Below are 12,875 nucleotides of genomic sequence, written 5' to 3' on the forward strand. Positions count from 1 at the left end.
GTCACCTCAGGAGGAGTAGGCCGAGTTCTCGTGGACGTAGTCGTGGGTGAGGTCGTTGGTCCACACCGTGGCGCTCGCCTCGCCGGCGTGCAGGTCGACCTCGACCAGCACCTCGCGGCCGGTGAGGTCCACGAGGTCGCGATCGTCGCCGACGCCCGCGGCGCGGCACACCTGGACGCCGTTGATGACGACGTCGAGGGCGTTCGCGTCGTACGGGGCGACCTCCTCGGGAACCGTGCCCGCGGCGGCGATCACGCGACCCCAGTTAGGGTCCTGGCCGAAGATCGCGGCCTTGAACAGGTTGGAGCGCGTGATCGCGCGGGCGACGGCCTCGGCCGCGTCCTCGCTCGATGCGTTCACGACGGTGACAGCGATGTCGTGGCTCGCTCCCTCGGCGTCGGCCACGAGGCCGCGCGACATCTCCGCGGAGACCTGGGTGAGCGCGGCGACGAAGTCAGCCTCCGACGGGGCGACTCCCGAGGCGCCCGAGGCCAGCAGCAGCACCGTGTCGTTGGTCGACATGCAGCCGTCCGAGTCGACGCGGTTGAACGTGGTGCGGACGGCCTCGGCGAGCGCGGCCGACGCAAGCTCCTCGGTGACGACGGCGTCGGTCGTGATGACGCACAGCATCGTCGCCATCCCCGGCGCGAGCATGCCCGCGCCCTTGGCCATCCCGCCCACGGACCAGCCCTGGCCCTCGGCGACCGCCTGCTTGGTGACCGTGTCGGTGGTGAGGATCGCGTGGGCCGCATCGTCCCCGCCCTCGGCGGAGAGCCCGGCCGCCGCATCGTCCACTCCTGCCAGGAGCTTCTCCATGGGAAGCCGGACACCGATGAGCCCGGTCGAGCACACCGCGACGTCGCCTGCGGACACGTCCTTGCCCGCGGCCTGGAGGACCTCGGCGACGTGCTCGGCGGTGCGATGGGTGTCGGCGAAGCCCTCGGGACCCGTCGACGCGTTCGCGCCGCCCGAGTTCAGGACGACGGCGTCGACACGACCGTCGGCGACCACCTGGCGGCTCCAGGCCACGGGCGCGGCGAAGACGCGGTTGGAGGTGAACACGCCGACGCCGACGTGCTCAGGCCCCTCGTTGACGACGAGCGCGACGTCCTTCTTGCCGGTCGACTTGAGGCCCGCGACCACTCCGGCCGCGGCGAATCCCTGGGGGTGAGTGATGCTCACTGCAGTGCCTTCCCTGCGCGCCCTACGGCGCGACGCCGATCGTGTTGAGGCCCGTGGTCTCGGGCAGGCCGAGCGCGACGTTCATGCTCTGCAGCGCGGCGCCCGCGGTGCCCTTGACCAGGTTGTCGATCGCGCACACGACGACGACGCGACCGGCCTTCTCGTCGACCGTGACCTGCATCTGAGCCACGTTCGCACTCAGGGTCGAGGCCGTCGTGGGCCACTGCCCCTCCGGCAGGACGATCATGAAGGGCTCGTCCTTGTACGCCTCGATCCACGCGTCGCGCACGGTCGCGGGGTCGACGCCCTCCGCGAGGGGCGCAGTGATGGTCGCGAGGATCCCGCGGGCCATCGGCACGAGCGTCGGGGTGAAGCTGATCCGCACGTCAGCGGCGCCGGCCTTCGAGAGGTTCTGGACGATCTCCGGGATGTGCCGGTGGGTACCGCCGACGGCGTAGGGCACCGCGGCGCCCATCGCCTCGGAGGCGAGGTACGGAACCGCGAGCTTCTTGCCCGCGCCCGAGTAGCCGTTCGCGAGCACCGCGACGATGTCGGTCGGGTCCACGAGGCCAGCGGCGACGCCCGGCTGGAGGCCGAGGGAGACGGCAGTGACGTTGCAGCCGGGGACGGCGATGCGCTTGACGCCCTCGAGACGCGAGCGCTGGTGGCCGTCGGGCGTGATGAGCTCGGGCATGCCGTAGGGCCACGTGCCCGAGTGCTCGCCTCCGTAGTACTCGGCCCACGCCTCGGCGCTCGCGAGCCGGTGGTCGGCGCCGCAGTCGATCACGAGGGTCTCGGGCGGCAGCTGCGCGGCGATCGCACCCGACGTGCCGTGCGGCAGGGCGAGGACGACGACGTCGTGACCGGCGAGGTTCTCCGGGGTCGTGTCGACGATCACCCGGTCCGCGAGATGCGGCAGGTGCGGCTGGTGCTTGCCGAGCGGATCACCCGCCGAGGAGTGCGCGGTGAGCGCACCGAACTCGACATCGGGGTGCGCGCTGAAGACGCGCAGCACCTCGCCTCCTACGTAGCCGGAGGCACCTGAGACAGCGACCGAGATCGTCATATGCATAACTATACACAGGAATGAATACAACGGGGTTCGGTGGCGTCACCGCGTGTCGCCGCATACCCGGGGCGCGTTCTTCCGGCCGCCGGGACGCCTGCACAATGGACGCATGAAGCGCACGCTCACCCTCGCCGCGGCCGCGGCGCTCGCCCTGTCGGGATGCTCAGGAAACGACGCTACCCCCACGAGCAGCGCGTCCGCGAGCGCAACGCCCTCCGCATCGTCGTCGGCGACCGCCTCTGCCTCCGCGGGCCCCGCGATCTCGATCGACCCCTCGGCGTCCACGATCGCGCTTCCCGAGGCGTTCTGCGACGATGCCGACCAGCTCTATCAGCGCGACCTCACCGTCTCGGAGGCGCTGGGCGCGATCGATCCCACCGCGCTCACGGAGGAGCAGCTCGCCGATCCCGACGTGTTCTCCGGATACCTCCAGGCGATCGACATCGACGGCTGGGAGTCGTGGCGCGCCCTGTACCTGCAGGCGGCCGAGGACTCGCAGTCCGAGCAGATGCGGGAGTGGATCGACGTGATCGTCGCCGCCACCGACCTGCAGTACGAGGCGTACGCCGAGGCCGCCGAGACGACGGACAACATCACCGACTGGACCGCGGCGGTCAACGAGATCCTCTACGAGCGCGCGGATGAGCTCGAGGCGACCGGCAACGAGGCGCTCAACGCATCCGAGGCCTCGCTCGCGTCGTGCAGCATGCCGCTGTCGGTCCCGGCGGGCGAGCTGCTCGGCTACGTCGGCTGACCCTGGGCCACGGGCGCCCCGGCTTCCTCAGCTCGCAGGTGCCCGACTGGACCCGCTCCCCCAGCCGCGGGAATCGCCGCGGCCGGGCATACGCTGACAGCACCATGAGAGCCATCCAGATCTCCGCCACCGGAGGACCCGAGGTCCTCACCGTCGCCGACCTGCCCGAGCCCACACCGCAGCCCGGCCGCGTCCTCGTGAGGACCACAGCCGTCGGCGTGAACTTCATCGACACATACCACCGCAGCGGCGCCTACCCGATGCCGTTGCCGTTCGTGCCCGGCCGCGAGGGCGCGGGCGTGGTCACGGACGTGGGCGACGGCGTCGACGGGATCGCGGTCGGGGACCGCGTCGCGTGGCCCTTCAGCCCCGGCTCGTACGCCGAGATCGTGTCGCTCGCGCCCGAGGACATCTACGCCGTCCCCGAGGGAGTGTCCCTCGAGACTGCCGCCGCCGCGATGCTACAGGGGCTCACGGCGCACTACCTCGTGACGTCCGTGCACCCGGCCGCCGACGGCGAGACGGTGCTCGTGCACGCCGCCGCGGGAGGCGTGGGGCTGCTGCTCACGCAGATGGCGACGTCGCGCGGCGCCCGCGTGCTCGGCACCGTCAGCTCGGACGCGAAGGCGGAGCTCGCCCGCGGGGCCGGGGCGGAGGTGATCCGCTACGACGCGATGACCGACATCGCGACCGAGCTTCCCGAGGCCGTGCGCTCCCTCACCGGCGGCGAGGGTGTCCATGCCGTGTACGACGGCGTCGGCGCCTCGACCTTCGACGGCTCCCTCGCGTCGCTGCGACCACGCGGGATGATGGCACTGTTCGGCGCCGCGTCCGGACCGGTGCCGCCCTTCGACCTGCAGCGCCTCAACGCGGGCGGATCGCTGACCATCACGCGCCCGTCGCTCGGGCACTTCCTCGCGACCCCCGACGAGCGCGCCTGGCGCGGCGCGGAGCTGTTCGGCGCGATCCGCGACGGCTCGCTCGACGTGCGCATCGGCGCGACGTATCCGCTCACCGAGGCCGCCGACGCGCACCGCGCGCTCGAGGGCCGCGCGACGACCGGCAAGGTGCTGCTCCTGCCCTAGCCCGGCGCATGTCGCCCCCGCGCGGCGCGACGGCGTAGACAGCGGCGCGCCCTTCTGGGCGGCGACGCCAGGGTCAGCGCACCCGTGCGCCGTTCACGGCAGCGGCGCCTCGCCGAGAGCGGTATCCGGCGCCTCGACCCGCATGTGATGCGGCTTCACGAAGAACGCCGTGAGCACGCTCGCGACGAGGATCGCGGCGGCGGGCAGCATGACGGTCTGGGACATCGCGACGGAGAAGGGCTCGGCGAGCTCCTCGGGAAGCGTGAACGATCCCGAGATCTCGGTCGAGAACCCCTCTCCTCCCCCGCCCAGGTGCGCGGACAGGCGTCCCACGATCAGCGTCGCGACGGCCGCGGAGCCGATCACCGAGCCCACCTGTCGGGTCGCGTTGTAGACGCCCGATCCTGCCCCCGAGGACTGCGGCGGAAGGGCACGGTTGGCGGTCGTCGCGAGCGGCCCCCACGTGAACGCCGAGCCGACGCCGATCAGCAGCGACGCCCCGAGCAGCAGGACGATCGAGGCGCCGGGTCTCATGAGCACGGCATAGACCCATAGGCCCGCGGACATCATCACGGTGCCGGGCACGGCGAGCAGCCGCGGGTGGACCGTGTCGACCAGACGTCCCGAGAGCCGTGCGAGGAAGAGGGACATGAGCGCCGACGGCGCGGTCATGAGCGCGGCCTGCGTCGGGCTCATGCCGAGCACGATCTGGAAGAAGTACATGACCGGGATCATCATGCTCGTGACCGTGAAGCCGACGGCGATGACCGCGCCGTTCGCGATCGCGAAGTTGCGGTCGTGGAACAGCGACAGTGGCAGCAGCGGCTCCTTGCGCGTCCTCCCCTGCCACCACACGAAGACGGCGAGGCACGCGAGGCCGCCGACGATGCACAGCCACACCCACGGCGCCCAGTCCTTCGCCTGACCTTCCTGAAGCCCGAAGACGAGGCCGAACATGCCGAGTCCCGACAGCGCGACGCCGACCCAGTCGAACGAGTGCGAGTGCGTCTCGAGCGTCGGCACGAGGAACCACGCGGCGACGAACGCAATGATGCCGATCGGCACGTTGACGATGAAGATCCATTCCCAGCCTGGACCGTCGACCAGGACGCCTCCCGCGAGCGGGCCCAGCAGGCCGGCGATGCCGGCGGTCGCGCCCCACAGTGCCATCGCGCTGCCGCGCCGGGCCGCGGGGAAGGTGCGGGTGATGACCGCCATCGTCTGCGGCGTCATGAGGCTCGCACCGAGGCCCTGGAACGCGCGCGCGGCGACGAGGTTGCCGATCGCGGAGCCCGGCAGCACGTCCGCAAGCCCGCAGAGAAGGGACGACACGGTGAAGACCGCAAGGCCGATGAGATAGATCCGCCGGGGCCCGAACCGATCACCGAGCCTGCCGGTGATGAGGAGGGGCACCGCGTAGGTGAGCAGGTAGGCGCTCGTGACCCAGATGACCGCATTGGTGTCCACGCCGAGCGCGGACTGGATCGACGGGTTCGCGACCGTGACGATCGTCGTGTCGATGAGGATCATGAAGAAGCCGAGGATCAGCGCCCACAGCGCGCGCCACGGATTCTGGACCTCTTCCAACATCCCCGCCTTCCCGCTGACCTTGCCCCTCGTCGACTCTAGACCAGCGGGTCGCGGCCCAGGTGCCGCATGAGGGATCACCACCAGGCACAATGGCTCCATGCAGAACCTCAGGATGCGGATGATGCGGGAGGAGGACGTCCCTGCGGTGACGTCCCTGAACCGAGGCGCGTCTCCCGCGGTCAACATCCTCACCGAGGAGGAGGTGTCTGCCCTGTTCGGGCTGTGCGACATCGCGCTCGTCGCGACCAACCGCGAGCGCCAGGTCCAGGCGTTCCTGCTGTCGCTCGCCCCCGGGCAGCCCTACGAGTCCGAGAACTACCAGTGGTTCGAGAGCCGCGGCATCCGCCACCAGTACATCGACCGCATCGTCGTGTCCCCGTCGGCCAAGGGCACCGGCATCGGCCGCGCGCTGTACGAGTCGGTGTTCGAGCGGGCACGCGAGCGCGGCGCCAACGAGGTGAGCTGCGAGGTCAACACCGAGCCCGCGAACCCCGGCTCCCTCGCGTTCCACGAGCGGCTCGGGTTCCGGCTGCTCGCGGAGCAGTGGACCAAGGGCGACACGGTGAAGGTCGCGCTCCTCGCGCGCTCCGTCTACTGAGTCCCGCGCGCTACAGGACGCGGCACTCCCACACGCCGACGAAGTGATCGCCGGAGTCGGGGTCGGCGACGTCGAACGTGCCTGAATCGAGGCCGTCGCTCACCGTGACGATGCCCGCACCCTGGATCGCCTTGCCGCTCGCGTCGAGGAAGGTCACGACGCCGTCATACGTTCCCGCGTCGTCGACGTCCTGGGGGACGCCGAGCGTCGCGGTGGCCACTCCCTCCGCGACCGCGAGGTCCTGGACCACGATCGCGAGGCCGCCGTGCGTCTCGGGGTCGCCGCAGTCCGCCGTCACGAGCGGGTCGTCATCGACGGCCCGGGAGGCCTCGACGCGCACCCCGATCGGCTGACCGTCGGACTGGCGCACCCCCTCGATCACGGCCGTCACGGGGCCGCGGCGGATCGACGCCATCGGTGTGGCGGCTCCTGGAGAGACCGAGGGATCGACCGAGGGGACGGGATCGGCCGCGACGGGCGCGGACGCGTCGCTCGACTGCACGACATTCGTCGGCAGGGAATCGGTGGACAGCGCGGAGTCCTCGGGAGGAGCGCTTGCGCATCCTGCGAGGGTGAACGCGAGCGCGGCCGCTGCCAGCGTGGCCGTCACCTCGCGCATGGGCCCTCTCCCGTCGCTCACGGGGCGCTCCGACGCCCCGTCTACGACAGTTGTACCGCGACCGGGGGTGGCGTGTCGATGACATTGGTCACACCGGCGAGTCGCGTCATCCGGGGACGCCGTCCCGAACCGTTCAGTCCACCCTCGTCGCGGCGATGATCCCTGCGTACGGCTGGAGGATCAGGTCGAGGTCGCGGTCGGCGCCCTCGGCCCACAGGCCCGAGATCTGGCCATCGAGATAGAGGGCGTTCGGCGCCCCGAGCCCGTCCCTGAACATGCGTGCGAAGGTGTCGAGGTTGACCACGTCGTCCGAGATCGCGAGATACACGATGCCGCCGTCCTCGGACACCCCGACGCCGCTGCGATAGGCGACGTTGGACGAGCCGGGGGTGAACTCGGGATGGATCTCGCCGTCGAGCACGAGCGCAGGCCCGGACTGGGTCGCCTGGACCACTCCCGCGGGATCGTACGCGGTCGAGTCCACGACCTCGGCGGTGCCGTCGTCCAGGACCGCGAAGACGCCGTTGGGCTTGAGGTGGAAGTTCCCGTAGCCGTCGTTGAGGTTGAGACCGACGAGCTGCTCGCCGTCGGAGACGAGCAGGCCGCCCGGAGTGTAGGTCTCGGTGAAGATGCCGGCGTTGGTGAGGACGTCGCCGTCGACCTCCGCCAGGTAGGTGCCGCCTGGCTCGCCGTCCCAGACCACGCGGATGTCCCACTCGGACAGGTCGAGCTCGGCGACGGCGAACTCGAGCCCCTCGAACTCGTAGGGCTGGACGGCGGAATCGGGGTCGACACCGTCCTCGACCGGGTCCTGGGCGCTCGAGGTGGCCGAGGGCGACGGAGAGGACGACGGAGAGGACGATGCGGTGGCGGTGCTCTCGCTCGACGCGTCGGTCGTGTCGGCGCCGTCCGTCCCGGAGCACGCGGCGAGCAGCAGCACGACGGCACCGAGCGCCGCGACCCGGCCGTGCAGGGGCCGGCGGGACACGATCGTGAGGGGCGAACGCATGGCGCACAGCCTAGGCGGTCGGCGGTCGCGTCGAACGCGCCGGGGCGAGCGCGACGATGGCCGGGGAACAGATCGAACGCGTCACGGGTTTGACCGCATGGACGCCGTGGTCGCGGTCAGGCTCCGCGACCGCGAGCGCCACTGAGGAGACAGACAGTGAGCGACTCGACGCACCGGTACGACCCCCACCGCTCCCCCCTCGCGCGCTCCGATGCGTTCGTGTTCTTCGGGGCCACCGGGGACCTCGCCCGCAAGCAGATCTTCCCCGCACTGCTGGCGATGGTGAGGGACGGCACCCTCGACGTCCCCATCGTCGGCGTCGCCTCCTCCGGATGGACGGTCGACGACCTCAAGGCGCGCGTCCGCGAGTCCGTCGGCTCCTCAGCCTCCCGACACCCCGAGGCCTTCGCGCGACTGCTCGAGCTGCTGCGCTACGTCGACGGCGACTACCGGGACGCCGCGACCTTCGACGCCCTGCGGCGTGCGCTCGGCGACGCGACCCGCCCGACCCACTACCTCGCGATCCCGCCCGCGCTGTTCGGCACCGTGGTCGAGGGCCTCGCGGCCGCAGGCCTCCACGAGGACGCGCGCGTCGTGGTGGAGAAGCCCTTCGGGCGCGACCTCGAGACGGCGGTCGAGCTGGATGCGATCATCTCCTCGGCCTTCCCCGAGCAGTCGGTGTTCCGGATCGATCACTTCCTGGGCAAGGAGGAGATCATGAACCTCCTCTACTTCCGCTTCGCCAACGCGCTCGTCGAGCCCGTCTGGAACCGCGACAGGATCGCGAGCGTGCAGGTCACCGTAGCGGAGGACTTCGGCGTCCAGGGGCGCGGCGCGTTCTACGAGTCGGCGGGCGCGCTGCGCGACGTGGTCGAGAACCACATGTTCCAGATGGTCGCGCTGCTCGCGATGGAGGCTCCCGCCTACCAGGGCTACAAGGCCGTCCACGACGCCAAGGTCGCCGTGTTCAAGGCGATGCGCCCCCTCACGCGGGAGGACATCGTGCGCGGGCAGTTCGAGGGATATCGCGACGAGCCCGGCGTCGCGCCCGACTCCGACGTCGAGACGTTCGCCGCGGTGCGGCTGTGGATCGACTCGTGGCGCTGGGCCGGCGTGCCCTGGTACCTGCGCACGGGCAAGCATCTGCCGACGAAGGCCGCCGAGGTCGTGGTCGAGTTCAAGCGTCCCCCGCAGCAGCTGTTCGACGACGCGCTGAGCGGCGCCGACCGACCCAACTACCTGCGCTTCCGGCTCTCCCCCGTGCCGCAGATCGCCCTCGCCGCGCGGGTGAAGACCCCCGGCGAGGAGTTCCGCGGCAGCCAGCAGGAGCTGCGCGTGCATGTGGATCCCGCATCCGACAGGCCCGCGTACGCCCGCCTCCTGTCGGATGCGCTGCGCGGCGACCCCTCGCTCTTCACCCAGGAGGAGTCGATCGAGGCCGCATGGCGTGTGGTCGACGCGGTGCTCGACGATCACGCCCCCGCGGTCACGTACCCGCGCGGGAGCTGGGGTCCCGCCGAGGCCGACGATCTGATCGCTGCGCACACCACCTGGATGAACCCCACCACCGATGAAGGAGACGACGCATGACCACCGACACCCCCCTGCAGCTCGGCATGATCGGCCTCGGCCGGATGGGCGCCGGCCTCACGCGGCGCCTGCTCGCCGACGGACACACGGTGGCGGTGCACGACGTCTCGGCCGACGCGGTCGACGCGCTCGCCGCCGAAGGCGCGGCGCCCGCGCACGACCTCCCCGCGCTCGTGGCCGCCCTGGACGCTCCCCGCGCCGTGTGGGTCATGGTGCCCGCGGGCGAGATCACCGAGGACGTCATCGGTCGGCTCGCCGACGTGCTCGAGCCCGGCGACGCGATCATCGACGGCGGCAACTCGTACTACCGCGACGACCTTCGCCACGCCGCGGAGCTCGCCGCGAAGGGCATCTCCTTCGTGGACGTCGGCACCTCGGGCGGCGTGTGGGGCGCCGAGCGCGGCTTCTCGCTCATGATTGGAGGCGACGACGCGACGGTGGGACGCCTCACGCCGATCTTCCGCACCCTCGCGCCCGGCGTCGAGGCCGCCGCACGCACGCACGGCAAGGATGGCAAGCTCGAGCCCGGCGAGGAGGGCTGGCTGCACTGCGGGCCTGTCGGCGCGGGCCACTTCGTGAAGATGGTGCACAACGGCATCGAGTACGGGCTCATGGCCGCGTACGCCGAGGGATTCAACATCCTCAAGGCGGCCAACGCGGGAGTTCCCGGCAGCGCCGCGCATGAGGCGCAGACCGCCCCGATGTCGAACCCCGAGTACTACCAGTACGACTTCAAGGTGGACGAGGTCGCCGAGGTGTGGCGTCGCGGCTCCGTCGTCGGGTCGTGGCTGCTCGACCTCACCGCCGACGCCCTCCACGCCTCCCCCGAGCTCTCCGAGTTCTCGGGCGAGGTCGCCGACTCGGGCGAGGGGCGCTGGACCTCGATCGCCGCGATCGACGAGGGTGTGCCCACCCCCGTGCTCACGACCGCGCTGTACTCGCGGTTCGCCTCGCGCGATCTCGACGCCTACGCCGAGAAGGTCCTGAGCGCGATGCGCAAGGGCTTCGGCGGGCACGTCGAGAAGCCGACCGGCGAGTAGCCGAGGTCCAGGGCGCGGGATCCGCCCCGCACACCACGTGCCTCGCGTCGGGGCGCGCTGCCCCGACGCGTCCACCCGCCTCGGCGCTCACCCCTCGCGAGCGGGAACGGTCCGACTTAGCCTGGTGCTCACGAGACGCGACACAGTCCTGGGACCCTTGTCCCGCGCGAAGCAGCCCAGCCAAAGGCAAACTTCAGGTAAAGGACGGGTCCCCGGGAGTCTGCCTGTCCTCGCCGCGACAGCGGCCACACCGGCACCGCCACCTCAGGCACCGCCGTACACCTGACGACGAAGGAGTCCACGTGAGCACCACTGCCCCGACTCAGCTGCTTGCCGACGTCGACCTCGCACCCGAGGTCCGCGCGGCGCTCGAGGCGAGCCCCCGCGTGACGATCCCCGCCACGCGCGAGGAGCTGTACCGGATCGCCCTCGGACCGGAGGGCGGCCCCGTCTTCTCGGTCGACTACGACGTCAACGGCACGCCCGTGACCGAGGCCACGGTGACCCGCTGCCGCAACGGCATCGCGGTGAACTACCCCGAGGACTACATGCGGCGCCGCGACCCCAAGTGCATGGTGATCGCCGACGACCGTCCCACCGACAAGACCCGCTACGCGGACCGCTTCGGCGAGTCCTTCGACCGCGTGCGCATGGAGACGATGCAGTGGCTGGGCGAGCAGGAGCTCGTGGTCGTGCCGTTCAAGGCCGGTGGCCTCACCTACGGCTCGCCCTCGCTCGCGATCGTGCCCGCCAGCTCGGCGTTCTTCGCGCTCGCGCTGGTCGACCTGCAGGGCTGGACGACGTTCGAGGAGATCGGCACCTTCAGCCCGCGCTCGATCCTCTACGTCGCGCCGCCCTTCCGCCACACCCACTTCGACGGCAAGCAGGTCGTCGTCCACGACCGCACCGAGACGCTCCACGAGATCTTCGCGTACAACCTGTACCCGGGCCCGAGCGCCAAGAAGGGCGTCTTCTCCGTGCTGCTCGACATCGGCGAGGAGGAGCGCTGGATCACGGCGCACGCCTCGTCCGTGCGCGTCACCACGCCGTACGACAACGACACTGTGATCATGCACGAGGGCGCCTCGGGCGGCGGCAAGTCCGAGATGTGCCAGGACCTGCGCCGCGAGGACGACGGCCGCATCCTCGTCGGCCGCAACGTCGTGACCCAGGAGGACTACCGCATCACGCTGTCGGAGACCTCCGAGCTCTCCCCCGTGACCGACGACATGACGCTGTGCTACCCGTCGATCCAGGACGGCTCGGGACGCATGGTCGTCGCCGACGCCGAGGACGGCTGGTTCGTGCGGGTGGACGGCCTCACCGAGTACGGCAACGAGCCGCACTTCGAGCAGGCCGTGATCCACCCCGAGGAGCCGCTGGTCTTCTTCAGCATCGACGGCGTGCCCGACGCGACCGCGCTGCCGTGGGAGCACACGCCCGACTCGAACGGGAAGCCCTGCTCGAACCCGCGTGTGGTGATCTCCCGCAAGAACATCCGGAACATCGTCAACGAGCCCGAGCCCGTCGACGTCCGCACGTTCGGCGTCCGCATGCCCGCGTGTACGGAGGACAACCCCACGTACGGGATCATGGGCCTCACGCACTTCGTGCCGCCGGCCATCGCGTGGATGTGGCGCATCATCGCGCCGCGCGGCGACAAGAACCCCTCGATCGGCGAGCACGCGGACGCGGTGAAGAAGCTCGAGCACGGCGGCATGGTGTCCGAGGGCGTCGGCTCGTACTGGCCGTTCTCGACCGGCACCAAGGTCGCGGCCGCGAACCTGCTGATGGAGCAGATCGTCACCTACGACCGCACCCGCTACGTGCTCGTTCCCAACCAGCACATCGGCGCGTACAAGGTCGGCTTCTCGGCCGAGTGGCTCACCCGCGAGTGGCTGGCCCGCAAGGGCGGCGGCCGCATGCGCGTGGACCAGCTCGAGGCCGCCCGCTGCCCGCTGTTCGGCTACAGCCCCAAGGAGATCACGCTCGACGGACAGCCCATCCGTCAGACCCTGCTGCGTCCCGAGATGCAGTCGGCGGTCGGCGAGGCCGCATACGACGCGGGCTGCCAGATCCTCACCGGGTTCTTCAAGTCCGAGCTCGAGCAGTACCTCACCGATGACCTTCACCCGCTCGCGCGTCAGATCATCGAGACCTGCATGAACGACGGCACCGTCGCGGACTACGAGAAGCTCACGCCGATGTTCCTGTGACGCGGACTCTGTCGCTCGCGATGCCGGCTCACCGGCCTTCGGGCGCCTGACGGCCGTCCGCCCCGCTCACCGCCCTGTCGCGGGACTACGCTGGAAGAACAGCGTGATCCTGCGGCAGGGCGG

Annotated in this window: 11 protein-coding genes; 6 read left to right on the forward strand and 5 right to left on the reverse strand. The window is 70.8% G+C overall.

Translation table 11 applies throughout. From position 1 onward, the window contains the following. Positions 1-6: 6 nt before the first annotated feature. Together argJ and argC are read right to left on the reverse strand one after the other, a co-directional pair. Positions 7-1,182: a bifunctional glutamate N-acetyltransferase/amino-acid acetyltransferase ArgJ gene (gene argJ, locus B7K23_RS12780; RefSeq protein WP_084126988.1), complete on the reverse strand. Its 1,176-nt coding sequence runs from the start codon at positions 1,180-1,182 to the stop codon at positions 7-9. A 22-nt stretch (positions 1,183-1,204) separates the two neighbouring features. Next, positions 1,205-2,254, reverse strand: a complete 1,050-nt coding sequence (argC, locus tag B7K23_RS12785) for an N-acetyl-gamma-glutamyl-phosphate reductase (RefSeq protein WP_084126989.1) — start codon at positions 2,252-2,254, stop codon at positions 1,205-1,207. Between the two features lie 106 nt (positions 2,255-2,360). On the opposite strand from argC, the gene B7K23_RS12790 reads away from it, so the two are divergent. Together B7K23_RS12790 and B7K23_RS12795 are read left to right on the forward strand one after the other, a co-directional pair. Continuing rightward, a complete protein-coding gene (locus B7K23_RS12790) occupies positions 2,361-3,005 on the forward strand; it encodes a hypothetical protein (RefSeq protein WP_084126990.1) in 645 nt (214 codons plus the stop codon). A 104-nt stretch (positions 3,006-3,109) separates the two neighbouring features. Further along, positions 3,110-4,090 carry a quinone oxidoreductase gene (locus tag B7K23_RS12795; RefSeq protein ID WP_084126991.1) on the forward strand — a complete coding sequence of 327 codons (981 nt, stop codon included), beginning with the start codon at positions 3,110-3,112 and terminating at the stop codon, positions 4,088-4,090. A 93-nt stretch (positions 4,091-4,183) separates the two neighbouring features. Here B7K23_RS12795 and B7K23_RS12800 read toward each other — a convergent pair whose 3' ends face one another. Beyond that, positions 4,184-5,680, reverse strand: a complete 1,497-nt coding sequence (locus tag B7K23_RS12800) for a DHA2 family efflux MFS transporter permease subunit (protein WP_084126992.1) — start codon at positions 5,678-5,680, stop codon at positions 4,184-4,186. A 97-nt stretch (positions 5,681-5,777) separates the two neighbouring features. On the opposite strand from B7K23_RS12800, the gene B7K23_RS12805 reads away from it, so the two are divergent. Continuing rightward, positions 5,778-6,278 carry a GNAT family N-acetyltransferase gene (locus B7K23_RS12805; protein ID WP_084126993.1) on the forward strand — a complete coding sequence of 167 codons (501 nt, stop codon included), beginning with the start codon at positions 5,778-5,780 and terminating at the stop codon, positions 6,276-6,278. 10 nt (positions 6,279-6,288) lie between these two features. Here the strand turns inward: B7K23_RS12805 and B7K23_RS12810 are convergent, their stop codons facing one another. After that, complete coding sequence (locus B7K23_RS12810; RefSeq protein WP_084126994.1) at positions 6,289-6,897, reverse strand: hypothetical protein; 609 nt, start codon at positions 6,895-6,897, stop codon at positions 6,289-6,291. 133 nt (positions 6,898-7,030) lie between these two features. Continuing rightward, the gene (locus B7K23_RS12815) at positions 7,031-7,906 is read right to left on the reverse strand and encodes a phosphodiester glycosidase family protein (protein ID WP_084126995.1); all 876 of its coding nucleotides are present in this window, start codon (positions 7,904-7,906) and stop codon (positions 7,031-7,033) included. 156 nt (positions 7,907-8,062) lie between these two features. On the opposite strand from B7K23_RS12815, the gene zwf reads away from it, so the two are divergent. The 3 genes from zwf (at position 8,063) to B7K23_RS12830 (ending at position 12,752) form a co-directional block, all read left to right on the forward strand. Then, positions 8,063-9,496 (forward strand): glucose-6-phosphate dehydrogenase, encoded by a 1,434-nt coding sequence (gene zwf, locus B7K23_RS12820; RefSeq protein ID WP_084126996.1) that lies wholly within the window; start codon positions 8,063-8,065, stop codon positions 9,494-9,496. Next, entirely contained in the window at positions 9,493-10,536 is a 1,044-nt protein-coding gene (gene gnd / locus B7K23_RS12825; protein ID WP_234996536.1) for a phosphogluconate dehydrogenase (NAD(+)-dependent, decarboxylating), read from the forward strand. Before zwf ends, gnd begins: the two co-directional genes overlap by 4 nt. Before the next feature lie 302 nt (positions 10,537-10,838). Further along, positions 10,839-12,752: a DUF4914 family protein gene (locus tag B7K23_RS12830; protein WP_234996537.1), complete on the forward strand. Its 1,914-nt coding sequence runs from the start codon at positions 10,839-10,841 to the stop codon at positions 12,750-12,752. Positions 12,753-12,875 lie beyond the last annotated feature (123 nt).

Origin of the sequence: Demequina sp. NBRC 110054, from assembly GCF_002090115.1 — a bacterium.
In the GTDB taxonomy this organism is placed as follows: domain Bacteria; phylum Actinomycetota; class Actinomycetes; order Actinomycetales; family Demequinaceae; genus Demequina.

Bases quoted from the DNA above. Each gene is read 5' to 3' on its own strand.
- argC (WP_084126989.1), bottom strand. From the start codon at position 2,254: ATGCATATGACGATCTCGGTCGCTGTCTCAGGTGCCTCCGGCTACGTA.
- B7K23_RS12790 (WP_084126990.1), top strand. From the start codon at position 2,361: ATGAAGCGCACGCTCACCCTCGCCGCGGCCGCGGCGCTCGCCCTGTCG.
- B7K23_RS12795 (WP_084126991.1), top strand. From the start codon at position 3,110: ATGAGAGCCATCCAGATCTCCGCCACCGGAGGACCCGAGGTCCTCACC.
- B7K23_RS12800 (WP_084126992.1), bottom strand. From the start codon at position 5,680: ATGTTGGAAGAGGTCCAGAATCCGTGGCGCGCGCTGTGGGCGCTGATC.
- B7K23_RS12805 (WP_084126993.1), top strand. From the start codon at position 5,778: ATGCAGAACCTCAGGATGCGGATGATGCGGGAGGAGGACGTCCCTGCG.
- B7K23_RS12810 (WP_084126994.1), bottom strand. From the start codon at position 6,897: ATGCGCGAGGTGACGGCCACGCTGGCAGCGGCCGCGCTCGCGTTCACC.
- B7K23_RS12815 (WP_084126995.1), bottom strand. From the start codon at position 7,906: ATGCGTTCGCCCCTCACGATCGTGTCCCGCCGGCCCCTGCACGGCCGG.
- gnd (WP_234996536.1), top strand. From the start codon at position 9,493: ATGACCACCGACACCCCCCTGCAGCTCGGCATGATCGGCCTCGGCCGG.